This is a genomic window from uncultured Alcanivorax sp., assembly GCF_947258575.1.
GTDB lineage: Bacteria > Pseudomonadota > Gammaproteobacteria > Pseudomonadales > Alcanivoracaceae > Alcanivorax.
The window spans coordinates 86,043-110,840 of the sequence record NZ_CAMYIV010000012.1 but is presented as its reverse complement, the minus strand read 5'-3'; the positions used below and the strand labels follow the sequence as shown (position 1 = coordinate 110,840).

22 protein-coding genes are annotated in these 24,798 nt (G+C 57.6%); 9 read left to right on the top strand and 13 right to left on the bottom strand.

The annotated features are described in order from the left end of the window. Nucleotides 1-3: 3 nt before the first annotated feature. Nucleotides 4-1,167: a biotin synthase BioB gene (gene bioB / locus Q0Y02_RS13980; protein ID WP_297769723.1), complete on the bottom strand. Its 1,164-nt coding sequence runs from the start codon at nucleotides 1,165-1,167 to the stop codon at nucleotides 4-6. Between the two features lie 42 nt (nucleotides 1,168-1,209). On the opposite strand from bioB, the gene Q0Y02_RS13975 reads away from it, so the two are divergent. The 9 genes from Q0Y02_RS13975 (at nucleotide 1,210) to Q0Y02_RS13935 (ending at nucleotide 7,991) form a co-directional block, all read left to right on the top strand. Next, nucleotides 1,210-1,938 (top strand): ComF family protein, encoded by a 729-nt coding sequence (locus tag Q0Y02_RS13975; RefSeq protein ID WP_297769721.1) that lies wholly within the window; start codon nucleotides 1,210-1,212, stop codon nucleotides 1,936-1,938. Nucleotides 1,939-2,092: 154 nt separating this feature from the next. Continuing rightward, nucleotides 2,093-2,635, top strand: coding sequence for a hypothetical protein (locus Q0Y02_RS13970; protein WP_297769719.1), 543 nt, complete (start codon nucleotides 2,093-2,095; stop codon nucleotides 2,633-2,635). Between the two features lie 25 nt (nucleotides 2,636-2,660). Continuing rightward, nucleotides 2,661-3,344: a 2-phosphosulfolactate phosphatase gene (locus Q0Y02_RS13965; RefSeq protein ID WP_297769717.1), complete on the top strand. Its 684-nt coding sequence runs from the start codon at nucleotides 2,661-2,663 to the stop codon at nucleotides 3,342-3,344. A 105-nt stretch (nucleotides 3,345-3,449) separates the two neighbouring features. Further along, entirely contained in the window at nucleotides 3,450-4,691 is a 1,242-nt protein-coding gene (locus Q0Y02_RS13960; protein WP_297769715.1) for an acyl-CoA dehydrogenase family protein, read from the top strand. Between the two features lie 165 nt (nucleotides 4,692-4,856). Next, nucleotides 4,857-5,672 (top strand): fatty acid desaturase, encoded by an 816-nt coding sequence (locus Q0Y02_RS13955; RefSeq protein WP_297769713.1) that lies wholly within the window; start codon nucleotides 4,857-4,859, stop codon nucleotides 5,670-5,672. Further along, complete coding sequence (locus Q0Y02_RS13950; protein WP_297769711.1) at nucleotides 5,669-6,070, top strand: hypothetical protein; 402 nt, start codon at nucleotides 5,669-5,671, stop codon at nucleotides 6,068-6,070. The genes Q0Y02_RS13955 and Q0Y02_RS13950 overlap by 4 nt, the downstream gene beginning before the upstream one ends. A 74-nt stretch (nucleotides 6,071-6,144) precedes the next feature. Beyond that, entirely contained in the window at nucleotides 6,145-6,855 is a 711-nt protein-coding gene (locus tag Q0Y02_RS13945; RefSeq protein ID WP_297769709.1) for a hypothetical protein, read from the top strand. Between the two features lie 161 nt (nucleotides 6,856-7,016). Next, complete coding sequence (locus tag Q0Y02_RS13940) at nucleotides 7,017-7,364, top strand: 4a-hydroxytetrahydrobiopterin dehydratase (RefSeq protein ID WP_297769707.1); 348 nt, start codon at nucleotides 7,017-7,019, stop codon at nucleotides 7,362-7,364. A 168-nt stretch (nucleotides 7,365-7,532) separates the two neighbouring features. Further along, a complete protein-coding gene (locus tag Q0Y02_RS13935; protein ID WP_297769705.1) occupies nucleotides 7,533-7,991 on the top strand; it encodes a YiiD C-terminal domain-containing protein in 459 nt (152 codons plus the stop codon). 179 nt (nucleotides 7,992-8,170) lie between these two features. Here Q0Y02_RS13935 and Q0Y02_RS13930 read toward each other — a convergent pair whose 3' ends face one another. From Q0Y02_RS13930 to Q0Y02_RS13875, 12 genes are all read right to left on the bottom strand, one after another. Continuing rightward, nucleotides 8,171-8,953 carry a hypothetical protein gene (locus Q0Y02_RS13930; protein ID WP_297769703.1) on the bottom strand — a complete coding sequence of 261 codons (783 nt, stop codon included), beginning with the start codon at nucleotides 8,951-8,953 and terminating at the stop codon, nucleotides 8,171-8,173. Between the two features lie 151 nt (nucleotides 8,954-9,104). Beyond that, on the bottom strand, nucleotides 9,105-10,166 hold the full coding sequence (hemE, locus tag Q0Y02_RS13925; RefSeq protein WP_297769701.1) for a uroporphyrinogen decarboxylase: 1,062 nt from the start codon (nucleotides 10,164-10,166) through the stop codon (nucleotides 9,105-9,107). Between the two features lie 148 nt (nucleotides 10,167-10,314). Further along, nucleotides 10,315-11,736, bottom strand: coding sequence for an FAD-dependent oxidoreductase (locus tag Q0Y02_RS13920; protein WP_297769699.1), 1,422 nt, complete (start codon nucleotides 11,734-11,736; stop codon nucleotides 10,315-10,317). Nucleotides 11,737-11,747: 11 nt separating this feature from the next. Beyond that, nucleotides 11,748-16,211: a glutamate synthase large subunit gene (gltB, locus tag Q0Y02_RS13915; protein ID WP_297769697.1), complete on the bottom strand. Its 4,464-nt coding sequence runs from the start codon at nucleotides 16,209-16,211 to the stop codon at nucleotides 11,748-11,750. 143 nt (nucleotides 16,212-16,354) lie between these two features. Beyond that, complete coding sequence (locus tag Q0Y02_RS13910) at nucleotides 16,355-17,926, bottom strand: SPOR domain-containing protein (RefSeq protein ID WP_297769695.1); 1,572 nt, start codon at nucleotides 17,924-17,926, stop codon at nucleotides 16,355-16,357. Beyond that, nucleotides 17,916-18,995, bottom strand: coding sequence for a 3-dehydroquinate synthase (gene aroB, locus Q0Y02_RS13905; RefSeq protein WP_297769693.1), 1,080 nt, complete (start codon nucleotides 18,993-18,995; stop codon nucleotides 17,916-17,918). The genes Q0Y02_RS13910 and aroB overlap by 11 nt, the downstream gene beginning before the upstream one ends. A 137-nt stretch (nucleotides 18,996-19,132) precedes the next feature. Beyond that, nucleotides 19,133-19,666, bottom strand: coding sequence for a shikimate kinase AroK (gene aroK, locus Q0Y02_RS13900; RefSeq protein WP_297769691.1), 534 nt, complete (start codon nucleotides 19,664-19,666; stop codon nucleotides 19,133-19,135). Beyond that, nucleotides 19,663-21,825: a type IV pilus secretin PilQ family protein gene (locus Q0Y02_RS13895; protein ID WP_297769689.1), complete on the bottom strand. Its 2,163-nt coding sequence runs from the start codon at nucleotides 21,823-21,825 to the stop codon at nucleotides 19,663-19,665. Before Q0Y02_RS13895 ends, aroK begins: the two co-directional genes overlap by 4 nt. Nucleotides 21,826-21,845: 20 nt before the next feature. Beyond that, nucleotides 21,846-22,382, bottom strand: a complete 537-nt coding sequence (locus Q0Y02_RS13890) for a pilus assembly protein PilP (RefSeq protein ID WP_297769687.1) — start codon at nucleotides 22,380-22,382, stop codon at nucleotides 21,846-21,848. A 9-nt stretch (nucleotides 22,383-22,391) separates the two neighbouring features. Beyond that, nucleotides 22,392-23,069 (bottom strand): type 4a pilus biogenesis protein PilO, encoded by a 678-nt coding sequence (locus tag Q0Y02_RS13885; RefSeq protein ID WP_297769685.1) that lies wholly within the window; start codon nucleotides 23,067-23,069, stop codon nucleotides 22,392-22,394. Continuing rightward, the gene (locus tag Q0Y02_RS13880) at nucleotides 23,066-23,635 is read right to left on the bottom strand and encodes a PilN domain-containing protein (protein ID WP_297769682.1); all 570 of its coding nucleotides are present in this window, start codon (nucleotides 23,633-23,635) and stop codon (nucleotides 23,066-23,068) included. The genes Q0Y02_RS13885 and Q0Y02_RS13880 overlap by 4 nt, the downstream gene beginning before the upstream one ends. Then, nucleotides 23,632-24,699: a pilus assembly protein PilM gene (locus Q0Y02_RS13875; RefSeq protein ID WP_297769679.1), complete on the bottom strand. Its 1,068-nt coding sequence runs from the start codon at nucleotides 24,697-24,699 to the stop codon at nucleotides 23,632-23,634. The genes Q0Y02_RS13880 and Q0Y02_RS13875 overlap by 4 nt, the downstream gene beginning before the upstream one ends. Between the last annotated feature and the right edge of the window lie 99 nt (nucleotides 24,700-24,798).

Genomic DNA, 24,798 nt, shown 5'->3' with positions numbered 1-24,798 from the left:
GGCTCAATGTTCGGTGGCAGCGGGACGGCCGGTGTCCTTGTCCAGCACATGTTTGGCGGGGCGTTTGCCGCCGCCGTTCTGCGCCATGGCGTTATAGAACAGCCCGGCCTCTTCTGCCTGCTGCTCCGCCACCTGGGCCTTGATCACATCCTCATGGGCTTCGTCGGACGCTTCATGACGCAAATCCAGAGGATGAATGCCCAGGCGCTTGAACAATTGCTGATCGTGGTTGGCTTCCGGGTTGTCCGTGGTCAACAGCCGCTCGCCGTAGAAGATGGAGTTGGCACCGGCCAGGAAGCACAGGGCCTGGGCCTCATCGTTCATTTCCTGGCGGCCGGCGGACAGGCGCACATAGGATTGCGGCATCAGAATACGCGCCACCGCCACAGTGCGGACAAACTCGAACGGGTCTAGGTCATCCACCTCCGCCAGCGGTGTCCCTTCGATCTTCACCAGCATGTTGATGGGCACGGATTCCGGATGGTGCGGCAGATTGGCAAGCTGCTGCAGCAGACCGACCCGGTCATCGCGCTGCTCGCCCATGCCGACGATACCGCCACAGCACACCTTCATGCCGGCATCGCGTACATTGGCGAGCGTGGAGAGTCGGTCATTATAGGTGCGGGTGGTAATGACCTGGCCGTAGTATTCCGGCGAAGTATCCAGGTTGTGGTTGTAGTAATCGAGACCCGCGTCCGCCAACGCGTCCGCCTGGCCTTGATCCAGCATGCCCAGGGTCATGCAGGTTTCCAGACCCAGGGATTTCACCTGCCGCACCATGTCCAGCACATAGGGCATGTCTTTGTCGCGAGGGCTCCGCCAGGCAGCCCCCATGCAAAAGCGGGAGGCCCCCTTGTCGCGGGCCGCTTGCGCTTCTTCCACCACCCGCGCCACTTCCAGCAGCTTTTCTTTTTCCAGCTCGGTGTTGTAGTGACCGGACTGGGAGCAGTATTTGCAATCCTCCGGGCAGGCGCCGGTCTTGATGGACAACAAGGTGCTCACCTGGACGGCATTGGGATCGAAATGGGCCCGGTGCACATTGGCTGCCTGAAACAGCAAATCGTTGAACGGCAGGGCAAACAGGGCGTCGATCTCACTGCGTTTCCAGTCATGGCGTACAGCAACGTCAGAGGCTGGCGATTGGGCGGGGCTGGCGGTTGCGGGCATGCTTCTTCTCCATTCGGGAATTCAAGCAGGCTAGGGAGCAATATGACACCTGTCAACCTGATAGAGGCAACAAAAGTTTACTGCAGGTTGTTTTTTGACCAGTCCTGCCGCTGCCTGTTCTGCGGACAAACCCAGAGCCACCAGGTATGCCCGTCCTGCCTGGTATTGCTGGCGCGCCTGGATGGCCCTCTGTGTCGATGCGGCCTGCATCACCCCGCTGGTAGTCCCGATGGGGTCATTCCCGCTCCGCTCTGTGGACGCTGCCTGCGTCAGCCTCCCCCCTTTACTGCCAGCCAGGCCCCTCTGCACTACAGCTTCCCACTGGATAGGCTAATTGGTCGTTACAAGTACCGCGGTGATCTGGTGGCGGAAAGAGGGATCGAACAGTTACTGGCAGACACCCCCTGCCCCTGGCCATACATGGATGCCCTCTGCGCGCTGCCCGCTCACTGGCGGCGCCGTTGGCAGCGGGGTTTCGACCAGAGTCAGCGGCTGACCGATCGTCTTGCCAGTCTGTGGGGCATGCCGTCATTACCGGCCCTGACGCGCCAACAAGCGACGCCCATGCAGCAGGGGCTCAGTCGTCGCCAGCGGCGACGCAATCTACATGGCGCCTTTGCCTGCACCCGGCCGGTCACCGGGCTGAAGCTGCTACTGGTGGATGATGTCATGACCACCGGCAGCAGCGCCCGCGCCGCCGCCGAATGCCTGCTACGCCATGGCGCAACCGAAGTACGGGTATGGACCCTGGCACGGACCCGGGAGCGTTAACGGCGACGCTGTTGTCATTACACGCAACCCTCTGCGTTTCGGCCTGCCACTCTGCCCTTGTTGCAGCTCATCCCCGGCATTGAAAGTCACTCGCCCGGACTGTATTTCAACCGCCTGTTAGGCATAATGAATCCCTGTTCACGGAGGGATACCCATGAAAACAACAATAACCCTGATAACTCTGCTTTTACTCACCGGCACCCTTGCCAGCCATGCCCATGCCGAAGACCGTTACAGCGGCGTCACCCTGATTCGCGGCACCGTTGTTTCAGTCGGCCGAGTCGACCCCACTGAAAACGTGGACACCGGTTTCTTTGTCGATGCCAACTACAGCAGCGTGGCCATCAACGCCGGCATTGGCAGCAAGAAATTCGGCGATTCGCCGCTGCGCTCAGACCAGCGCGAGGACGACCTTTCCGAAGCTGATGGCGAGCGGGTCAACAACGCCTATGCCGGCATCGGTTTCGGTCGTATCGTGCAGATCCAGTATGGCTACGGCAATCATGGTGACCTGCTGCGCTTCCGCTCCGATTTCAATTATCGCTCGGTGGTGGATTTCTTTACTGGCAAACGTACCCCCAAGGATCGCATGACCCTGGGTGACCGCATCACTTTTACCATAGCAGTGGAACAGTACCAGGACAGTGACGAAGAGATTTTCGACAATGCCACCTGGGGGGTGGGTCTGTTGTTCTGAGCCAGCGATCAAGAAAGGATCATTGATGGAAGTTCATATCGCCCAGGGACATAACCCGCCGCACAATATTCACGGCATTACCGTGATCATCGATGTGATTCGTGCGTTTACCACCAGCCACCATGCCTTCCGCAAAGGTCTGCGCTGCATCTGGCCGGTGGAGAACGCGGAACAAGCCTTTGCCCTGCGTGACGAGCACCTGCCCGACGCCTTGCTGGCCGGAGAAGTGGATGCCCTGCCGATCAAGGGGTTTGATTTCGGCAACTCTCCCTGGGAAATCGATCAGGCGGACTTGCAGGATCGGGAATTGATCCTGCGCACCACCAACGGCGTGGCGGCCACCCTGAAAGCCCGGGACAGCAAGGAAGTACTGGTTGCCGGGCTGGTGAATGCGCAAGCGACCGCCAACTATCTGCGCGAACAAAACCCACCCACAGTGGTACTGGTGGCCTCTCATCCCACGGGCGATGAAGACGTGGCCTGTGCGGAATATATTCGCCATTTGCTTGGCGGCGAAGGCGTCAGCTATGCCATCGCCCGCGAACGCACCCTGAACGCCAGGGCCGCCAAAAAATTCTACGACGGCACTCACCCCCGCCTACGCCCTCAGGACATTGACGCTGCGGCGGCAAGCGAAGGCGACAACGCCCTGATCATGCGGGTCAGCTTTGATCCTTTCCCCTGCATCACCGCACACCGGGCGCCCTAGCAGGCTGTTGACCCGGAACGTCAAGGTTTCCGTTCTTTTTGATCAATGCGGTTCGCCTGCCGGGCTTGTTACTGTTGAAACCACTTCAACAAACAGGACAGCCCCATGATCCAGTGGTCCGAACAACAACAGATGATCCAGAAGATGGTGCGCGATTTCGTGGAAAAGGAAATCGTGCCGCAGCTGGATGACATCGAATACAACGGCGTGCCGCCCTACGACATCCTGCGCAAGCTGATCAAGACCTTCGGCATGGATGTGATGGCTCAGCAATCCTTCGAGAAACAGCTGGCCCGGGAGAAGGCCATTGCCGCCGGGGAAACCGTGGAAGAGAAGAAAAAGGACGGCCCCTCTGCCATGGCCGGCGAAGAAGCCGCCATGCGCATGATCCCCATCATCGAGATCTGCAAGCATGCCCAGGGGCTTGTCACGGCCATGGGCGTGTCCATGGGCCTGGGCGGTGGCGCCATCATGAGCAAGGGCACCATCGAACAGAAAGAACGCTGGGCCCTGCCACTGCTGACCCTGGAAAAGGTGGGCGCCTGGGCAATCTCAGAGCCCAACGCTGGCTCCGATGCCTTCGGACAGATGAAGACACTGGCCAAACGTGACGGCAATGGTGGCTACATCATCAACGGCAGCAAGACCTGGATCACCAACGGCCCCTATGCCGATACCATCATCCTGATCTGCAAGCTGGATGAGGAAGGGGTCGCCGCCGACCAGCGCAAGATTGTCTCCTTCATTCTCGACAGCGGCATGGAAGGCCTGGAGCAGTCCAAACCCTTCAAGAAGATGGGGATCGGCTCCTCCCCCACCGGCGAGCTGTTCCTGTCTGGCGTCAAAGTCGGCGCCGACCGACTGCTGGGCGGCAGTGAAGACGGCTACGGCCGCAGCGGCGCCAAGGGTACCTTCATGCAGGAACGCGCCGGTGTCGCCGCCATGGCCCTGGGTATGGTGGAACGGGCGCTGCAACTGAGCACCCAGTACGCCCATGACCGGGTCCAGTTCGGCCGGGCAATCGGCCAGAACCAGCTGATTCAGCTCAAACTGGCGAAAATGGAAGTGGCCCGCACCAACCTGCAGAACATGGTGTTTCGCTATATCGAGATGACCGCCGCAGGCCAGCAGATGACACTGGCGGAAGCCTCTGCCATGAAACTGTATGCCGCCCAGGCGGCCATGGAAGTGGCCACCGAGGCGGTGCAGATCCATGGCGGTTACGGCTACATGCGCGAATCACGAGTGGAACAGCTGATGCGCGACGCCAAGATCCTGCAGATCTACGCCGGCACCGACGAAATGCAGATTATTGCCATTGCCCGGGACTTGCTGGGGCGCGTGTAAGCCGTTGACTATAAAGTCCGTAAGCTTTTTGCCAGGCGCAATGTCAGCATATTGACCATTGCGCCCGGCAGAATGGTTTTTGTGGTCTTCATCACACTCTGGGTTCCGTCATACACTCAACCATTATTCGTAGTAAAGGCTGATGACTCAGCCTAGGTGGTTGAGATGTTAGTACGCTATAGGGCTGATCGCGCCGCAGTTGCCCTGGTGTTAGCGGTGTTTGCCATTCAACTGGGCCTGTTTTTCCTCAGCGACGGCCTGACAACCTGGCTGGCCATGCTGGCCCTGCTGCCGGTGCAGGTCTCCTGTGGTGCCATCTGCCACAACCATCACCATGTGAATGTGTTCGTGAAAAAGCCGCTGAACCGGCTGTTCGAATGCATCCTCTACCTGCAGACCGGCACCAGCCCCCTGAGCTGGACCCTGCATCATAATATCGGCCACCATAAGCATTACCTGGACCCGGACAGTGACCCCTCACCCTGGCAGCAGGCGGATGGTTCGCTGATGCCACGCTGGCGCTATGTGCTGATCAATACGCTGAGGGTCTACCCGGAAATCCACCGTGTCGGCCAACGCCACCCGCAGCTATACCAGCGCTTCCTGCGCTTGTTAGTACTCGCAAACATGCCGCTATTGCTGGCACTGCTATACGATCCGCGCAACGCCGTCATTCTGTTCGTCCTGCCCATGGCGGCCATGCTGTTCATGCTGCTGGATAACACCTATGGCCAGCACGCAGGCACCGGTTTCCAGGACCACTATCACGCCTCGCGCAATGTGGAACTGAAACGCTACAACCTGCCCTCCTGGAATCTGGGTTACCACACGGCACACCATATGTTGCCCGGGCTGCACTGGAGCCAGTTGCCGGCACTGCATGACAAGATCCGCCACCGTATTCCCGAGCACCTGATCACCGACAACATCCTCTTGCAGTGGGAACCCGCCCGCCAGCAACGGGAGGGGCTGCCCTCATGATACGCGGCCTGATTATCTGCCTGATCATGTGCTGTGCCGCTGGCGCCCGGGCGCAGGACTGCTATTACTACTGGGTGCATCAGTGCATCGAAGTGGTCGACGCCAGTCAGAGACAGCTCAAGCAATTCGTGCTGATCTCTCCGGCGGTGAACTACCTGCAGGCTGAAGGCCAGCAATGCAGCGACGCCGTGGCCGAGCGCCAGCAGCCCATCACCGCCGAGCTGCTGGCCCGATTCAACCAGGCTGCCGAGAAGATCAGCGCCTGCCAGACCCCGGTCACGGAACTACCTGCCCGGGTCTACGACAAACCTCACCAGGCCACATGGCATTACAACCGCAGCCGCAAGGCCAGCGCGCAGAAAACCGTGATTCCACTGGAAGGTTTACCCGTCCTCTAAGAGATCAATGCCAATCGCTGCACATCCGGCTGGGTGTGCTATGATCGACGGGCTTTTTCTATCCGGGGCGAATAATGAAAACAATTAAAACTGCCGCGTTACTGATCTGCACCCTACTGCTCGCCAGCTGCCAGAATCTGCAGGGCGAACGGCAAGGTGACTACTACTTCTCTCCCGCTGGCGCCTATATTCTGGATATGAGTATCAACACCTTCCGGGGTGAAGTGGTGCTCGACGAACGCTGCGACCGCCATGGTGGCTCCACCACCTTCTGGGACGGCAGCGGGCGCCTGTTCCGCGTGGACTATCTGAGTGCGGAAAATCACCCGATGATCCAGGCACCACGGTTTGCCTCCGATCTGACCCTGCTTAACCTGACCCTGAACAGCTATCTGCGTGAAGTAGTGGCCAAGGCCCCCATGATCACCAGTGCGGAAGCCTCCTACCGGGAATTCCTGGAAGACGCCGATCCACGTGCCCTGTTCGCCATCATCGGCATTAATGTGGATGCCGCCCAGGTGAAAGACAGCGAGGCGGAAAGCGGCACCTACTACTATGGTTTCATGCTGTTCAAGCGTGGCGACCGCATCTATGTGTTGCAGCACCGTCAGCCGGTACTGATGCCCGAAAAGATGAAGGCCGTACTGCTGAATCTGGCCGACGGCATGGAAATTCCCGGCCGCGTTCGCGACGACACGGACATGGAAAAGCTGCGACGGCTATTGAAGAAAATGGCCCCCGGCGGCACCAATGGTGACCCGGTCCGACTGTGCGAACCCGCCTAGCAAGTTGCAAAGAGCAATAGGCTTGGTGTGTACTGGATAGGCAGAAACCCGCGCTTCAAGACAACAATGGCGCGGGTCCTATGCTCTTCGGGAAACAGCACCAAAAGCTGACTTTTGGGTTTTCGCTGTTAACTATTCACTATTAACGATTCACTGCTGTTATGACTTCCCTGACAACACAGAGCTGCGAAGCATGCCGGGCTGACGCACCCCGGGTAACCGACCAGGAGCGCCAGGAGCTGCATCCTCAAATCCCTGAGTGGATTCTGGTAGAGGAAGACGGCATCGAGAAGCTGCAACGGCATTTCTCTTTCAAGAATTTCGTCGACGCCCTGGCTTTTACCAATCAGGTTGGCGAGCTGGCGGAAAAAGAGGGCCATCACCCGGCCATACTCACCGAGTACGGCAAGGTGACGGTCACCTGGTGGACCCACAAAATTGGCGGCCTGCACCGCAACGACTTCATCAGCGCAGCCAAGACCGACGCGCTGATGGGCCCCGCTAGCTGAAAGCAAGCTTCAAGGCACGAGTGTTGCCTTTCGCTCCTCGTGCCTATCTTCCCGCTCCTCGTATTCACAGCCTTTCTTTGACCATTTCCTCCACCGCCATGATCAAAACGGCTTGCGGCAACTGTGCCGGCCTTTGCTAGCATTCTTCTCAACCGAAGGAGAAACAGCATGGCCCTTTCCGAAGAACAGAAAACCCTGATCAAAGCCGCCAGCGAAAAGACTTTTCCGTTTGTGGAACGCTGCGGGGTAAAGACCCTGGATGTGGAGCGAGGCTACTGCAAGATGGTGATGCCCTTTGAGCCCAACATTAACCATGTTGGCATCATGTATGCGGGCGCGCTCTACACCATCGCCGAACTGCCCGGCGGGGTGATCTACCTGACGTCCTTCGACACCAAGCGCTGCTACCCCATCGTCAAGGACATGTCGATCCGCTTCCGCCGCCCGGCTACCACCGATATCACAGTGGAGGTCACCCTCAGCGAGGAAGAGATCGCACGCATCGAAAAGACCACCGAAGAGGTGGGTAAATGCGACTTCGAATGGGACGTGGAATTGAAAGACGCCAATGGCGAGGTGGTTGCTATCACCCATAACGTCTATCAGATGCGCAAGATCGGCGGGTGAGTTGCAAGTTTAACGTTGAAAGTGACAAAGCGCGGGCAAGAGTAGTGCCACACAACAAAGGCTCAGCCCACGCTTCAATAAAAAGTGTATTCGTCCACCTGCAATGAACGCGGCCCACTCAGATTTCGGAGCAAGATCAGGTCGTCCGCGTTTGCACTTTTAACTTCCAACTCGGTTTGTTATTCCGCCTGCTCACAGAACCCGTTCGGGCCCATGTTAACGGTGGTTGAGCATTGCCATTCCAGGCCACGCACCCCTCCCTCCACCGGCCAGGTAGTCAGCTCATGGCCCTCCAGCCGGCCAGCCAGCTCCAGTTTCAGCATGCCCTCGCGGAGCATGTAGGCTCGCTTGATACGCTGATCCACCACCTGCTCAGGCGCAATCCCCATATCGTTCAGGCTGCCCGGCCACTTGCCGCTGGACAGATAGTACTCACTGATCTGCATGCGCAGCACCGACACGGTACTGAATGCCTGTGCCAGTGCAGAACGATCGCGGCTGTCACTGAACAGCTCCCAGGTTTTCGGGTCGATACCTGGCGGTGGCTCATCCTTGTGCTGCGGGCCAATTGCCTGGGAGGTCTCGGGAATCGGCACCCGCCGGGCCAGGGCATCGATATCCGCGACATAACGGGCCCGAAGCGTGCAGCGTGAACCGCTCCAGCGACGCCCCTGCAGAGTGGGTTTTTCTTCCTGCAACTGGCTTAAATAGGCATCCCGAAGCAGGGATTCAGAGCGATCCTGCTGCTTGTAGGCCAGCTTACGTTTCTGGTAATCATCGGTGGCTGCAATAACGCTGAGCAAGCTGACATGCAGCTCTTCAGTCATCATCTGCAAGGCCCGGTCGCAGACCTGCTGCTCACTCTCCCCCTCCCCGGCCCGCTCCACCTTGGCCAGAGCCAGTGACATGGCCATTGCCGGTGCTCCCCACACCAGCAACAGGACCGCTATAACAGTGCGCATTCCCCTTCCCCCCAATCTTCAAGCTACAACGCGATTGAATGTTTTATCTGTGTTGAACGCAAGGCGCCGCGCCCAATCTCCCTGCGCGGCGCCTGCGACGCAAGACCAGACAAGCCCCGGATTCGCGTTGCAGCTTGTAGCTCGCCGCTTCTTACTTTCTGCTGAATTCCTGCACCGCGTCGATAAAGACACCCGCATGGGCCGGGTCCACCTGCGGCGTGATGCCGTGCCCGAGGTTGAAAATATGGCCGGGGTGATCGCCGAAGTCCGTCAGGATGCGTTTCACTTCCGCACGGATGGCATCCGCAGACGCATACAACACCGCCGGGTCCATGTTGCCCTGCAGGGCAACCTTGTTGCCCACACGCCGGCGAGCCTCGCCAATATTGATGGTCCAGTCGAGCCCCAGGGCGTCACAACCGGAAGCGGCCATGGACTCCAGCCACAGGCCACCATTCTTGGTGAACAGGATCACCGGCACCTTGCGGCCTTCGTGGTCGCGAATCAGGCCATCGACGATTTTCTGCATGTATTTCAGGGAAAACTGCTGGTAGGCCTCGGCGGACAGAGCGCCACCCCAGGTATCAAAGATCTGCACCACCTGGGCACCATGGCGAATCTGGGCGTTCAGATACGAGGTGACCGATTGCGCCAATTTATCCAGCAGGGCATGAGCCAACTCTGGCTGGCTGTAGACCATGGCCTTGAGATGACGGAAGTCCTTGCTGGAGCCGCCCTCAACCATGTAGGTGGCCAGGGTCCACGGGCTGCCGGAAAAGCCGATCAGGGGAACCCGGCCATTGAGAGCCCCACGAATGGTGCTGACCGCCTTCATCACATAACCCAGATCGCTTTCCGCATCGGGAATCGGCAGCGCTGCCACGTCTGCTTCGGTGCGCACCACCTTGCTAAATTTCGGCCCTTCCCCGGTCTCGAAATACAGCCCCAGGCCCATGGCATCAGGAATGGTGAGGATATCGGAGAACAGGATGGCTGCATCCAGCGGGTAACGTTCCAGCGGCTGCAGGGTGACCTCGCAAGCCAGATCCGCATTCCGGCAAAGGTCCATGAACGAGCCAGCATGCTCACGGCTGGCACGGTATTCCGGCAAATAACGACCGGCCTGGCGCATCATCCACACCGGTGTCTGATCCACAGGCTCACGGTTGAGGGCACGAAGAAAACGGTCGTTTTGTAGAGGAGCGAAGGTCATGAGTGATCCTTTGGGTCTGACGCCGCAGATCTGTGAACGGCGCCCTGAAACAATCGGCAATAGCCGGCAACTTTACCCTATTCAGCCCGTTGTGCGCATAACAAAAGGGCCCGCATTGCGGGCCCTCCGTGTCACACTTTCGGCTTTCTTACACATCCAGATAATCAAGAATGCCCTTGGCCGCTTCACGCCCTTCCCAGATGGCGGTCACCACCAGGTCGGAGCCGCGCACCATATCGCCGCCAGCAAAGATCTTCTCGTTGCTGGTCTGGAATGGGAATTCCTGTTCTTCAACAGCCTGAACACGGCCGGAATCGTCAGTCGTCACATTCTTGGGCTCGAACCAGTCCGCCGGGCTGGGACGGAAACCGAAGGCCACGATGACCGCATCCGCCGGCAGAATTTCCTCGCTGCCCGGAATCGGCTCGGGACGACGACGACCGTTGTTGTCCGCCTCACCCAACTTGGTTTCCACCACTTTCACGCCGGTGACCTTGCCGTCTTCCCCCACCACTTCGATGGGCTGACGGTTGAACAGGAACTGCACGCCTTCTTCCTTGGCGTTGGCCACTTCCTTGCGGGAACCGGGCATGTTCTCTTCGTCACGACGGTAGGCGCAGACCACGCTGCCCGCCTGCTGGCGAATGGAGGTGCGGTTACAATCCATGGCGGTGTCACCACCACCCAGCACCACAACACGCTTGCCCTTCATGTCGATGAAGTCAGCCGGGTCTTTTTCGAAACCCAGGTTGCGATTGGCATTGGCCACCAGGAACGGCAACGCTTCGTGCACACCATCCAGGTCTTCACCGGGGAACCCACCCTTCATGTAGGTGTAAGTGCCCATGCCCATGAAGACGGCATCGTAGTCGGCCAGCAGTTCATCAATGGTGATGTCCTTGCCCACTTCCACGCCCAGACGGAATTCCACGCCCATGCCTTCAAACACTTCACGGCGCTTGGCCATGACCGGCTTTTCCAGCTTGAACTCGGGAATGCCGAAGGTGAGCAGACCGCCGATTTCCTCGTAACGGTCGAATACCACCGGCTTCACACCGCTGCGTACCAGCACGTCGGCACAGCCGATACCCGCAGGGCCGGCACCAATCACGGCAACCTTCTTGTCGGTCCACACCACCTTGGACATGTCCGGACGCCAGCCCATGGCCAGGGCGGTGTCGGTGATGTATTTCTCGGTGGCACCGATGGTGACCGCACCAAAGCCGTCATTCAGGGTACAGGCCCCTTCACAGAGGCGATCCTGCGGGCACACGCGGCCACAGACTTCCGGCAGGGAGTTGGTCTGGTGACTCAGCTCCACCGCTTCCATCAGGTTGCCTTCACTGATCAGCTTCAACCAGTTGGGGATGTAGTTGTGGACCGGGCACTTCCATTCACAGTACGGGTTGCCGCAGTGCAGGCAACGGTGCGCCTGATGCTCCACTTCCCGAGTGTCGTACGGGTGGTAGATTTCCTCGTACTTGTGCTTGCGGTCGTCAATGTCCTTTTTCTTCGGATCGTGCCGGGGCACGTCGAGAAACTGGAAGTTATTGCTCAAACGTTCAGCCATGGTCTCCCCCGTTATGCCGGATTGGCACGCGTGCTCTTGAGCAGGTTTTCCAGGCTTGCAGCCTTGGGCTTAACCAGCCAGAACTTGCGGCTCATGGCATCAAAGTTATCCAGAATGTACTGGCCCCATTCGCTGCCGGTCTCTTGCACGTAATCGGAGATCACGCCACGCAGGTGGCTGCGGTGAGACTCGGTAGCTTCGGAACTGATGCGATGCAATTCGATCAGTTCCGGGTTGATGCGGTCGAAGAAGTCGTTGTCTTCGTCCAGTACAAAGGCGAAACCACCAGTCATGCCGGCACCGAAGTTGTGCCCGGTGCGACCCAGCACGGTGATGGAACCGCCAGTCATGTATTCACAGCAGTGATCGCCAGCGCCTTCCACCACGGCGTGGGCGCCGGAGTTACGTACCCCGAAGCGCTCGCCAGCGGTACCCGCAGCCATCAACTTGCCGCCGGTAGCACCGTACAGGCAGGTGTTACCGATAATGGCCGTTTCCTGGCTCTTGAACGGGCTGCCATTGGGCGGACGAATCACCAGCTTGCCACCGGCCATGCCCTTGCCCACGTAATCGTTGGCATCACCTTCGATGTACATGTGCAGGCCACCGGCGTTGAACACACCGAAACTTTGCCCGGCGGTACCGGTGAAGCGCACCTTGATCGGCGCGGTTTCCATATCCAGGTTGCCGTGACGCTTGGCGATTTCGCCGGACACCCGGGCCCCCACGGAGCGATCACAGTTGGTGATCTCGTAGTGGAAGGAGCCGCCGGACTTGCTGTCGATGGCCGTCAGCATGTCCTCAACCATTTTCTGGTTCAGCACCGCCTTGTCGAACGGCTCATTGCGGCTGACCTGGCAGTGGGTAGGCTTGTCAGCCGGCACCAGATCATTGCGCAGGATCGGCGTCAGATCCAGCTTGCCCTGACGCACGGTTTCGCCTTCCAGCACTTTCAGCAAGTCGGTGCGGCCGATCAGCTCGGGAATGCTCTTCACGCCCAACAGCGCCAGCAACTCACGAACTTCCTTGGCCACAAAGGTGAAGTAGTTGATCAGCAGTTCCGGCGCACCGATAAAGTGTTCCTTGCGCAGGTCTTCACGCTGGGTCGCCACGCCGGTAGCGCAGTTGTTCAGGTGACAGATACGCAGGTACTTACAACCCAGCACGATCATCGGCACGGTACCGAAACCGAAGGACTCGGCACCCAGGATAGCGGCCTTGATCACGTCCAGGCCGGTCTTCAGACCGCCATCGGTCTGCAGACGGATCTTGTCGCGCAGATCGTTACCGCGCAGCGCCTGATGGGCTTCCGCCAGGCCCAGCTCCCAGGGGGAGCCGGCATAACGGATGGAGGTCAGCGGGCTGGCCGCAGTACCGCCGTCGTAACCGGAAATGGTGATCAGGTCCGCGTAGGCCTTGGCCACACCGGAAGCCACGGTACCCACACCGGGCTCGGACACCAGCTTCACGGACACCTGGGCGTCCGGGTTGACCTGCTTGAGGTCGAAGATCAGCTGGGCCAGATCCTCAATGGAATAGATATCGTGGTGCGGTGGCGGCGAAATCAGGGTCACGCCGGGCACGGAGTGACGCAGACGCGCGATCAGCGCATTCACCTTGCCACCGGGCAGCTGACCGCCCTCGCCGGGCTTGGCGCCCTGGGCCACCTTGATCTGCAGCACCTCGGCATTGACCAGATAATGCGGGGTCACGCCGAAACGACCGGAAGCGATCTGCTTGATCTTGGAGACACGCTCGGTGCCGTAACGGGCCGGATCTTCACCACCCTCACCGGAGTTGGAGCGACCGCCCAGACGGTTCATGGCCGTAGCGATGGCCTCGTGGGCCTCCGGGCTCAGGGCGCCGAGGGACATACCCGCAGAGTCAAAGCGCAGCAGGATATTTTCCAGCGGCTCCACCTGCTCAACATCAATGGCTTGCACATCATCGCGCAGGGCAAAGAGATCGCGCAGGGTAGCCACCGGGCGCTTGTTGACCAGCTCGGCATACTCTTTGTAGGCGTCGTAGTCACTGTCCTGGGTAGCCCGGTGCAGGGCGTAGATCACGTCCGGGTTGAAGGCGTGATATTCCTTGCCATGGATGTACTTGAGAATACCGCCGGCATCGATGGGCTTGCGCTGCTTCCAGGCATCCTTGGCCAGGCTCTTCTGGTCCGCTTCGAAATCTTCGAAGCTGGCACCCTGGATCCGGCTGGGCACACCGCGGAAACACAGATCCACCACGTCACTGGCAACGCCCACTGCTTCAAACAGCTGGGCACCGCGGTAAGACGTAATGGTGGAGATCCCCATCTTGGAAAGGATCTTCATCAGGCCCTTGTTGATACCCTTGCGGAAGTTCTTCTGCAGCTCTACCGCATCGCCCAGCAGTTCGCCGGAGCGCACCATATCGGAGATCACATCGTAGGCCAGGTAGGGATAAACGGCGGTGGCGCCGAAACCGAACAGCACTGCGAAGTGATGGGAATCCCGCGCGGTGGCGGTTTCCACAATGATGTTGGCATCGGAACGCAGACCTTTCTCGGTCAGGTAATGATGCACCGCGCCGGTGGCCATCAGGGCGTGGATGGTCAACTGATCCTGGGCAATACCGTGGTCGGTAAGCACCAGAATCACCTTGCCATCGCGCACAGCCTGAACGGCCTGCTCGCAAAGGTTTTCCACCGCCTGACGCAGGCCGATCTGCGGGTCGTAATGCAGGCTCAACTTGGCCACATCGTACCCGGGACGATCAATCTTCATCAGGTTGGTGAATTTGGAATGGGACAACACCGGGGTAGACAGAATCGCCCGGTCGGCATGATCCGCCGTTTCCTCGAACACATTCCGCTCGGCACCCACACAGGTTTCCAGGCTCATCACGATCGCTTCGCGCAGCGGATCGATGGGCGGGTTAGTCACCTGAGCAAACTGTTGGCGGAAATAGTCGTACAGGGAGCGCTCGCGACGGGACAGCACCGCCATGGGCGTGTCATCGCCCATGGATCCGGTGGCTTCCTGGCCGGATTCTGCCAGCGGACGCAGCACCTGATCGCGCTCTTCAAAGCTGATCTGGAAAAACTTCTGGTAGCTGAGCAGATCCTGCTGATCCACCTCGTCGGTACGCTCCACTTCGTGGTCGTAATCCGCCTCGATGCGCAGGGCGTTGCCTTTCAGCCAGTCCCGGTAGGGATGACGCACCTTGAGACGATTATCGATGTCCTTGGTGTGCAGCACTTCACCGGTTTCGGTATCAATGGCCAGGATCTGGCCCGGCCCGACACGACCCTTGGCGACCACGTCTTCCGGCTTGTAACCATACACGCCGATTTCCGAGGCCAGGGTAATAAAGCCGTTCTTGGTCACGACCCAGCGGGCCGGACGCAGACCGTTACGGTCAAGCATACAAACCGCGTAACGGCCGTCGGTCATTACCAGACCGGCAGGACCATCCCAGGGCTCCATGTGCATGGAGTTATATTCGTAGAAGGCCCGCAGATCGGAATCCATGGTTTCCACGTTCTGCCAGGCCGGCGGGATCATCATGCGCACGGCGCGGAACAGATCCATGCCGCCAGCCAGCAGCACTTCCAGCATGTTATCCATGCTGGAAGAGTCGGAGCCGGTGCGGTTAACCAGCGGGCTCAACTCTTCCAGACCGGGCAACAGTTCATTTTCGAACTTGTTTTCTCGAGCCAGCGCCCAGTTACGGTTGCCCTGTACAGTATTGATTTCCCCGTTGTGAGCCAGATACCGGAACGGCTGGGCCAGCGGCCACTGCGGCGAGGTATTGGTAGAGAAGCGCTGATGGAACACCACAATGGCGGTTTCCATGGCACTGTCACCCAGGTCCGGGAAGAACGCCGGCAGGTCCACCGGCATCATCAGACCCTTGTAGGAAATCACCGAAGCAGACAGGGAGCAGACGTAGAAATAGCCATCGCTCTCCAGCGCCTTCTCCGCATGACGACGGGCAAAGAACAGGCGGCGGTTAAGCTCCTGCTCGGTATTGCCGTCAGCTGCCACCAGCACCTGCCAGAAGCCGGGCAGAGAGGCACGGGCCAGATCACCGAGACAGGCGTCGTCGGTGGGCACTTCACGCCAGCCCAGCACCTGCACGTCCTGCGCTTCCAGGGCCGTATTGATGGCGGCTTTCTGCTGTTCGGCCTGGTCGGCATCCGGGTGGGTAAAGATCATCCCCACGCCGTAGTTGTCCGGCAGACTAATGGATTGAGCTTCCGCAACCTTGCGGAAGAAAGAATCGGGTTTCTTGAGCAACAGACCGCAGCCATCACCGGTTTTTCCATCGGCATTAATGCCGCCCCGGTGAGTCATACATGTCAGTGCTTCGATGGCCGTTTGCAAAAGCTCGTGGCTGGCGTTGCCCTCCATATGGGCAATCAGACCAAAACCACAGTTGTCCCGGAATTCTCCGGGCTCAGTGAGCCCTCGCACCAGCGTTGAGTTCTGCTGCATCAAAACCTTTCCTCTTGAAATTCAGAGACTTACAGAAGGCGAATGGCGTCAGGATAGTGGTGACGGCAAAAAAGGGATATGCATTCTACACATTGCGCCCTTGGGCGACAAATTGAACAGTCACCCAAGGGGTCTTTTCGTTTTTAAAGTTCGTCGCGAATGTCGGCCATATTGCGGGGAAAAGGGCCGGCAGAGCGCAACTTTGCAGGCAACGTCGACTTTGCGTCCAGTGCCGCCTGACGGCTGGAATAGTCCCCGGAGAGCACCAGATAGACCGCTTTTCCGTTACGCTCGGCGCGATAATAGGCTCCCCTGCGCTCCAGCTGATCCAGGACCCCGCGAGCACTGGCCTCCTGGCTGGTAACGGTAATTTGCAGGAACCAGCGATTATCATCCAGGGTTGCCAGCCAGTCTTCCTGCTGGTAGCCCAACTCAGCATCCAGGCCGCTCAGAGCGGGGTCGCTGGCAGGCACTGCATCAGACTCGGCCGGCGCTTCCTGTTTCGGTTCCGGTGCCGCCGCCTGCGCAGGCTCCTGCGCCACACGGACCTCCTGCTCCTGACGGGCAGGCGCGGACTGCATGACCGGATCCGTTACCGGCGTCAGAGTCACACTGTCAGCATCGCTATCGGTCTTCTGATCAGGCTCGGCGGCCCGGCGATCGGAAAGGTCTTCCAGTCTGGCCACCGGCTCCATGGATGACGCCAGCGGGCGAGTCTCAGGCTCCTGAGCTTCGCCAGCACCCTCTTCAGCACCGGATTGCTCCGGAACCGGAAGGGCAAGCTGCCGTGACTCTCCCTGCCCGGAGCCGCCATCGCTGCCGCCAGAGAAAACCGACCAGATAATGGCCACCACGACCAGCAGGCCAACCACCGCTGCCACGTGGCGCCATGGCGGGGTCACTGCGGCACGCCGCTCCTGGTCATCATCCTCATGGTACTCAGCCGCCTCACCAGGACTCTCAGCCTCCTCCTCATCAACCGCCGACGCGGAGAGATGAAATGCTTCCTGCGAATCCTCATCCACCGGGCGAGATGCGAATACGGCGGCAGGCTCGGCGTCATCTTCCTCTTCAGGAGCCGCGGACATCATCATCGGGGCGCCAATATCACCGCTGCGCAGCAGCTCGATAAGCCGGGCAATATTGCCGTCACTGTCATGACGCAGACGCTCCGCCTGAGCCTCATCCAACTCAAAACCCAACACAAACCAGGCAAAATCCTGAATATCATCGGCAACCAGCGATGGAAGATCGAGCACATCGTCCAGGGCCAGATCTGCCCCCTTCAGTTTCTCCACCGTGCCGGGCAAGCCACCGAACAGATACCCCAGGCGGGCACCCAGTTTCTGCTTCAGGGCGGCCATGGTCGCAATCGCCTCATCCAGCAGATCTTCGCTGTTATCCACTACCACCAGGATCCGACCGTCGGTCAGGGTTTCCCGAAGCTTGTCAGGCAATGCAGCGCGGTCAATATCGAAGTGTCGCAACAGGGACTCAACGACTACGTTGGCATTGTGCTCTGCTGCACCATCAATCCGGACGATCTCCATATCGCCAAGCAGCGCCATCACCGTGTGGCCAAGCAAGGTAGACACGCCGCTACCACTGTCCCCCTCCAGCGCCACCACGGAACCCAGACCAGCATGGGCAGTCAGCGCATCGAGATAATCGCCCCGGGATGCACCACTGAAAAAACGATCATCATCATGTTCCACAAAAAGCCTCCAGCGTCTGCCGTAATGCCACTGCATCATAGTCTGCTGTGACCACAGCCTCACCCAGCTGCCGCAGCAAGACAAGGCGAAGCTGACCATTCTGCACTTTCTTGTCCAGTGCCATCAGGTCCATAAACTGATCCGGGGTCATCCCCGGAGGAATAGTGACCGGCAGCTGCCACTGGGCCAACACACCTGCAAGGCCGGGCTCCAGCGCCGCATCGACCCAGCCGAGCCTGACCGACATATGCACCGCCATTAGCATGCCGGCCGCTACCGCTTCACCATGCAGCCACTGACTATAGCCCGTGGCCGTTTCTATCGCATGGCCGAAGGTGTGGCCCAGATTAAGCAGGGCACGGTTACCCTGTTCGGTTTCGTCATCGGCCACCACCTGCGCCTTGTTCTCACAACTGCGATAGATGGCCTCGGATAATGCCTCAGTGTCTCTGGACAACAGCTTGTCGTTGTTGGTTTCCAGCCAATGGTAAAAATCCGGATCGCGAATCAGGCCATACTTGATGACTTCCGCATAGCCTGCCGCCAGCTCACGTTGCGGCAGGGTAGTCAGCACATCTGTGTCTATCAGCACCAGCCGCGGCTGGTGGAACGCGCCGATCATGTTCTTTCCACGGGGGTGATTGACGGCGGTCTTGCCGCCCACGGAAGAATCCACCTGGGCCAGCAAAGTGGTAGGCACCTGGATGAAGTCCACCCCTCGCTGATAACAGGCCGCCGCGAAACCGACCATATCGCCGATCACACCACCACCCAGGGCAATCAAGGTGGTAGTTCGCGAATGGCGCTTGGCCATCAGGGCATCAAAAATACTTTCCAGTGTTTCCAGTGTCTTGAATTTTTCCCCGTCTGGCAGGACCAGAGTATCGCACTGCGATGCGGTGAAATGACGGGTCAGACGCTCCAGATACAGAGGGGCAATGGTCTCGTTGGTAATGATCATTACCTGATTGCCGCGCACCTGCTCGGCAAGGGGAAAGGTGTCGAGCAAGCCGGCACCGATATGAATCGGGTAACTACGCTCGGCCAAGGCCACCTGAAGTGTTCGCATTGGGTCTCCGACAGACATTTGGATCTATGCAAGGGCAAGAGGGGGATCGGGTAATTCTTGCAGACAAGGACGAGGCACCACCAAAACCATGCCACCACCATCCAGTTGCGATGCGAACACCGCCTCTCACAGCCACATTATCCTTGCCGGTGAGACACCAAACAAGCCAGCACGTCATCCGCCACCTTTTTCAGGTTTCCTGACGCCGTGGACACCACGTGATGAGACACTTGCCTGTAGAGGGGGTCCCGCTCGGCAAACAGCGCCTCCAGCTTGGCGCGCGGGTCAGGCGTTTGCAGCAGAGGGCGATTCTTGTCATTGCGGGTACGAGCAAGCTGAACATCGACAGGGGTCCACAGGTAGACCACGCAGCCGCGCTCATGAAGCATATCCCGATTCTCGGGCGTCACCACGACACCACCACCGGTGGCCAACACGATACCGTCCTGGCGGGTGAGCTCGTCAATCGCCTCCTGCTCACGACGGCGAAAACCGGCCTCGCCTTCCATATCGAAGATCCACGGGATATCTGCCCCCGTCTTTTCCTCAATAACCCGGTCAGAATCGAAGAAGGGATAATCCAGTATCTGGGAAAGGTGGCGGCCCAGGGTGCTTTTTCCAGCACCCATGGGTCCGACCAGTATCAGGGAGGGGTTAGTCGTCTTGGTCACCGATTCGCCAAAGCATCCTTCATCAACCGTGGCGTAATGAAGATCAGCAGCTCCTGCTTGTTATCACGCTTGACGGTCTTCTTGAACAGATTGCCAATCCACGGCAAATCCCCCAGGAAAGGGGTCTTTGTCACTGAATTGATCTTCTCCTGCTGGAAGATACCACCAAGCACTACCGTTTCGCCATCGTTCACCAACACAGAAGTCTCAACACGATTGGTATTGATTGCTGTGGTCCCGGCGGGGTCAAAGGAATCATTATTGACCTTCAGTTCCATAATAATATTGCCATCCGGGGTGATATGAGGCGTCACCTCCAGGCTCAATTCTGCATCAATAAACTGGATCGCCGTAGCACCGGAAGCAGTGGCAATTTCAAAAGGCACTTGCTGCCCGGAAGCAATGATTGCCGGCTGCTGATCGGCAGTTAACACCTTGGGAGTGGCAACCAGCTCGCCATGCCCCTCTGCCTCCAGGGCAGACAGCTCCAATTCAATCAGGCCTGAAGCCAGAGACGTAAAGCCGACGGCAAAACGTGAGGCATCTGCAGAATCCACGCCCAGATCAACGATCAGGTCATCGCCATTCTCAAGATCTTCAAACTCGAAATCGTCCGGCCCGAAATCCACATCATCAGGATCGATTGCAGGCGTCGCCTGAAAAACGGTTGAATCAATATTCGACTGGTGAAGATTCCGCAAAGACTGAAGGCGACCAGACACACCAAAGGTCCGCTTATCTCTCAGCATTCCCTCGCCGTCAAAGCCCAACCCGCCCCAGCGAACACCAAATTCATCTGCAACATTATTGCTGGCAACAACGACCCGCGCTTCAATCAAGACCTGTCTGACAGGCACATCAAGCGTATCAATCAGCCCGCGAATTTCTGCGAGTTTGGCCTGGGTATCCTGGATGATGAGGGTGTTTGTTCTCTGGTCAACGACTACAGACCCGCGATTGGAAACCAGTGCCTCACCCTTGCCGCCAGCATTACTGATCAGGCTCTTCATATCGGATGCGTTGGCATAATTAATGCTGATGTATTCGGTTCGAAGCGGCGCCAACGCTTCAATTTTTTTCTGACTTTCCAGCTCGAGCTGCTCTCGAGCGGCAATCTCATCAGCAGGAGCAACCAGTAACACGTTACCCACTTGGCGCTTATCCAGACCTTTGGTCTTGAGAATCAGCTCCAGTGCCTGATCCCAGGGCACATTCTGCAGACGCAGAGTAATGCGGCCATCTACTGTATCCGAGGCAACCAAGTTCAGACCGGTGAAATCTGCAATCAGCTGAAGCACCGAACGCACCTCAATATCCTGGAAATTCAGAGATAATTTTTCACCGGTGTATTCAAATGCATCTTTCTTCTGCCGCTCCGCTTCTGCTCGGGTCACCGGCTTCACATTAATGCTGAACTCGTTGTCCGCCTGATAGGCCAGATACTCCCAGGTTCCTGTCGACTCTATCACCACCACGGTACTGTCATCGCTGGAGCGGGTATCCACGATTTTTACCGGCGTCGCAAAATCAGTCACGTCCAGCTTTCTGATCAAGTCATTGGAAATACCGGCACCGACAAACTTGGCCACGATTTTGCCGCCCTCTTCCTGTACATCAACAGGGATAGAGGCTTTTGATAAACCAATAACAATTCGGCCCTCACCAGCATCTCCACGGCGAAAATCAATGCTTTTTACGGTTGCATCACCGCCAGCCTTGCTCTCATCTTGAGCGGTTTGGCTACGCTGATCATTACCTAGCATCACGACCAGACTATTGCCATCCACCTTGGTGGAGTAACCCGTCAGAGAGTCAAGATTGAAGATCAGACGAGTACGATCTTTCGCCTCAACGATGGTGACACTTCTCGTATTTCCCGTTCCGAGGTTTTGCTGCTTACCAGCGACATCACTATCAGCACCAATAAGATCCAGAGCAATTCTGGCAGGCTTTTCTATACTGTAACCCTTGGCTTCCGGAACGCCGCCCTCAAAGTTAAGACGCACTTCCATACTATCGCCGGACAACGAATTGGCCTCGATAGACGTCAAGGTATCTGCACCAGCAAAGGAAGCAGACAGAGACAGGAGCCCACTTAGCAATAACCCCGAAAAGCGCCGGGAAGCATTCTTTTTTGTTGTCTGTGTTGCAATATTCATAACTGGATCCCCAGCGACTGTTATTCGGAAATAGTGACGTTACTGGACCGCTCAACCCAACCGTCACGTCCGTCTGGCACAATTTCCACAAGACTCACTTTCACTTCCGTCACATCTTTGACGCGACCAAAATTTTTCCCCATATAGCTACCGGGCTGAACCCGTGTCACCGCTCCGGAAGGGTCAGATATCAAGGCCTCAAGCGACCCGCCCGGCCGACTAATTGTCCCCACCATTTTCAGTGAATCCAGCGGGAAACGCTCAAGATATTCCTTGGGGCGACCGATATCCGGCTCGACTTTTCTTCCATCGGTTACCGCAATCAATTCCTGCTCCATGGGAGCAACAAACGGCGAGCGGAGCTGGTGCCCCGCATAGGCATAGGTGGCAATCGGTTTGAATTCCGGCGGCGGCTCAATACGCCCCCTGGGCCGCGCCTTGATTTCTTGCAGCCGCGCATCCAGTTCACCCAGATTGGCACCAGAGCCACAGCCGGCAAGCCCGAACACAAAGACCGCAACAAGAGGAATCGCAGCATACCTGTTACAAGACATCATCTGCCCTCCCTATTTGCGACCAGCGGCCGGTTTATTATTCGGAGAAACATCGCCCTGACTTGAGTAACGATAGGTCTTTGCAGTGATGTCCATTTTCAGCAGGCCCAACGCTTTCAACTCTTTTTCATTATCTTGGGGCCAGGCAATAACAAAGTCATGAAGCGTAACGATCCTCGGCAAGGCCGCCACACCGGACACAAACGACCCAAAGCCGTGATAATCACCAACCACCTTGATATCAATTGGCAACTCGGCGTAAAACTCCTTTTCCAACTCGCTCTTGAGCGCAATTTCCTCGAACTCCAAACCACTGCCAAGCCCAGTATGAGTAATATCCTCAAGCAAGCCTGGAACCTCAGTATCTTTAGGAAGTTGTTTCAGGAGGGCACCGAAGGTCTGCTCCATTTCGGCAAGCTGAGCCCGGAATTGATCAAGATTGTGAGCTTCAAAAGCTTTCTTTTCATAACTCTTGAGAAGCGAGACCTCCTCTCTTTTTTGCTGTTCCAGGGTAACGTTCAAATCCTGAATCACCAAAAAATAACCAAGCAGCAGCACCAATACCAAGACCAGAATACCTGCCCCGACTTTTACGGGAGGAGGCCAGCCACCAACATTTTCGAAATCAAGGCTGTTGACCTGATCAATCAGCTCGCGCAAATCCATATTTTTCAGCTCAGAGGCTTTCATTTTTCTTCTTCCTCATTTTTGCTGGTAGGCGATGACTGCTTCACGTTGAGAGTGAAGCTGTTAGCTTGTGAACCATCTTCCAAAGCCGTCACATTCTGCAGCGTTGCTTCTTTAAACCACTGAGACTGATCAAAATTACGCATCAGGCGGGAAATGCGATTGTTGGATTCAGCAATGCCATTAATTGTGTAGACATCGCCTTTTCTGGTTACTTTTGAGTAATACACACCGTCTGGCAATGTTCTGACCAGCTGGTCAAACACATACACGATCGTTGGTCTGTTGCCCTGCAAGCTCTGGATCACCTCCATTCTTGCCACCAACTCGTCGCGACGAGTTTTCAGCTCGTTTATTTCCTTGATTTTTTCATCAAGCTCCGAAGCCTTGCTCTCAATATGGCTGTTCCTTGCACGCTGATCAGCGATCTGCTGATCGACCACACTTTTCCAGCCCAAAAAAAGCACCGCACCAAGGATCGCGGCCATCACAAGAAGAACGATAAACTCCTGTTGCTGGCGCTTGCGGCGCTCTTCCCGCCAAGGCAACAGGTTAATTGTTGTTGTCATTGGTCAAAGCTCCTCAATGCCAAGCCGCAGGCGATCATCAGTGCCGGCGCATCATTGGCAATGGCAGATGCTCCCACCTTGTTTGCCAGTGCCATATCACTGAATGGGTTTGCCACGGAACAGCTGGCACCCACCTTCTCCTGAATCAGCTCTGCCAGATCCTGGATAGAAGCCGACCCCCCGGCCAGCAGGATATAGTCCACCTCATTGAACTGGGTGGAGCCGTAGAAAAATTGCAGAGAGCGATTGACTTGCTGAACGACAGCATCCTTGAACGGCTGAAGGACTTCCGCCTCATAATCATCGGGCAGCTCACCGGTTTTCTTGGCCAGACCGGCTTCTTCCATGGAAATGCCGTAACGCCGCTGAATTTCTTCGGTCAGCTGCTTGCCACCAAACAACTGCTCACGGGTATAGACGCTGCGCCCCTGGTGGAAAACGTTCAGAGTGGTCATGGTGGCACCGATATCGAAGACCGCCACGGTCTCCAGCTCCTCGGCGTTAGGCAGACCCGGCAGCACCAGCTGGAAGGCCCGCTCCATGGCGTAGGCCTCCACATCCACCGCCTTGGCCTGCAAGCCACCAATCTCCAGAGCGTCGGTGCGCATTTCCACGTTTTCTGTGCGCGAGGCCGCCACAAGCACTTCCACGCGCTCGTCGTTACCTTCAACTGGCCCCATGACCTGGAAGTCCATACGGACTTCATCCAGCGGGAAAGGGATATACTGATCCGCCTCCACTTTCAGCTGACTTTCCATCTCGTCTTCACTGAGAGAGGCATCCATTTCAATCAGCTTGGTGATCACGGCGGAGCCGGACACTGCCACCGCGGCGGTTTTCACCCCGGGACGGGCGCGGCTGACCAGACGGGCAATAGCATCCCCGACGCCCTCCACGTCACTGATGTTTTTTTCGACAACCGCGTTGGCCGGCAGGGGCTCAACCCCATAGCTTTCGACCTTGTAGCGGTTCCCCGATTTCGACAGCTCGAGCAGCTTCACCGCCGTGGAGCTGATGTCGATCCCCAGTAGTGTCTGGGCCTTTTTTCTGAGGAAAGGCAGCACTGTTGTCGTCCCGTCTGGTTATTATTAAAGTGTTTTTTCTTGATAAAGATACACTTACACGTTTTTTATGTCGAATCACTTTAGGTGTAGTAATAGCAG

Coding starts and splice junctions, on each gene's coding strand:
- bioB (WP_297769723.1), bottom strand. CDS start 1,167: ATGCCCGCAACCGCCAGCCCCGCCCAATCGCCAGCCTCTGACGTTGCT.
- Q0Y02_RS13975 (WP_297769721.1), top strand. CDS start 1,210: ATGACACCTGTCAACCTGATAGAGGCAACAAAAGTTTACTGCAGGTTG.
- Q0Y02_RS13970 (WP_297769719.1), top strand. CDS start 2,093: ATGAAAACAACAATAACCCTGATAACTCTGCTTTTACTCACCGGCACC.
- Q0Y02_RS13965 (WP_297769717.1), top strand. CDS start 2,661: ATGGAAGTTCATATCGCCCAGGGACATAACCCGCCGCACAATATTCAC.
- Q0Y02_RS13960 (WP_297769715.1), top strand. CDS start 3,450: ATGATCCAGTGGTCCGAACAACAACAGATGATCCAGAAGATGGTGCGC.
- Q0Y02_RS13955 (WP_297769713.1), top strand. CDS start 4,857: ATGTTAGTACGCTATAGGGCTGATCGCGCCGCAGTTGCCCTGGTGTTA.
- Q0Y02_RS13950 (WP_297769711.1), top strand. CDS start 5,669: ATGATACGCGGCCTGATTATCTGCCTGATCATGTGCTGTGCCGCTGGC.
- Q0Y02_RS13945 (WP_297769709.1), top strand. CDS start 6,145: ATGAAAACAATTAAAACTGCCGCGTTACTGATCTGCACCCTACTGCTC.
- Q0Y02_RS13940 (WP_297769707.1), top strand. CDS start 7,017: ATGACTTCCCTGACAACACAGAGCTGCGAAGCATGCCGGGCTGACGCA.
- Q0Y02_RS13935 (WP_297769705.1), top strand. CDS start 7,533: ATGGCCCTTTCCGAAGAACAGAAAACCCTGATCAAAGCCGCCAGCGAA.
- Q0Y02_RS13930 (WP_297769703.1), bottom strand. CDS start 8,953: ATGCGCACTGTTATAGCGGTCCTGTTGCTGGTGTGGGGAGCACCGGCA.
- hemE (WP_297769701.1), bottom strand. CDS start 10,166: ATGACCTTCGCTCCTCTACAAAACGACCGTTTTCTTCGTGCCCTCAAC.
- Q0Y02_RS13920 (WP_297769699.1), bottom strand. CDS start 11,736: ATGGCTGAACGTTTGAGCAATAACTTCCAGTTTCTCGACGTGCCCCGG.
- gltB (WP_297769697.1), bottom strand. CDS start 16,211: ATGCAGCAGAACTCAACGCTGGTGCGAGGGCTCACTGAGCCCGGAGAA.
- aroB (WP_297769693.1), bottom strand. CDS start 18,995: ATGCGAACACTTCAGGTGGCCTTGGCCGAGCGTAGTTACCCGATTCAT.
- Q0Y02_RS13895 (WP_297769689.1), bottom strand. CDS start 21,825: ATGAATATTGCAACACAGACAACAAAAAAGAATGCTTCCCGGCGCTTT.
- Q0Y02_RS13890 (WP_297769687.1), bottom strand. CDS start 22,382: ATGATGTCTTGTAACAGGTATGCTGCGATTCCTCTTGTTGCGGTCTTT.
- Q0Y02_RS13885 (WP_297769685.1), bottom strand. CDS start 23,069: ATGAAAGCCTCTGAGCTGAAAAATATGGATTTGCGCGAGCTGATTGAT.
- Q0Y02_RS13880 (WP_297769682.1), bottom strand. CDS start 23,635: ATGACAACAACAATTAACCTGTTGCCTTGGCGGGAAGAGCGCCGCAAG.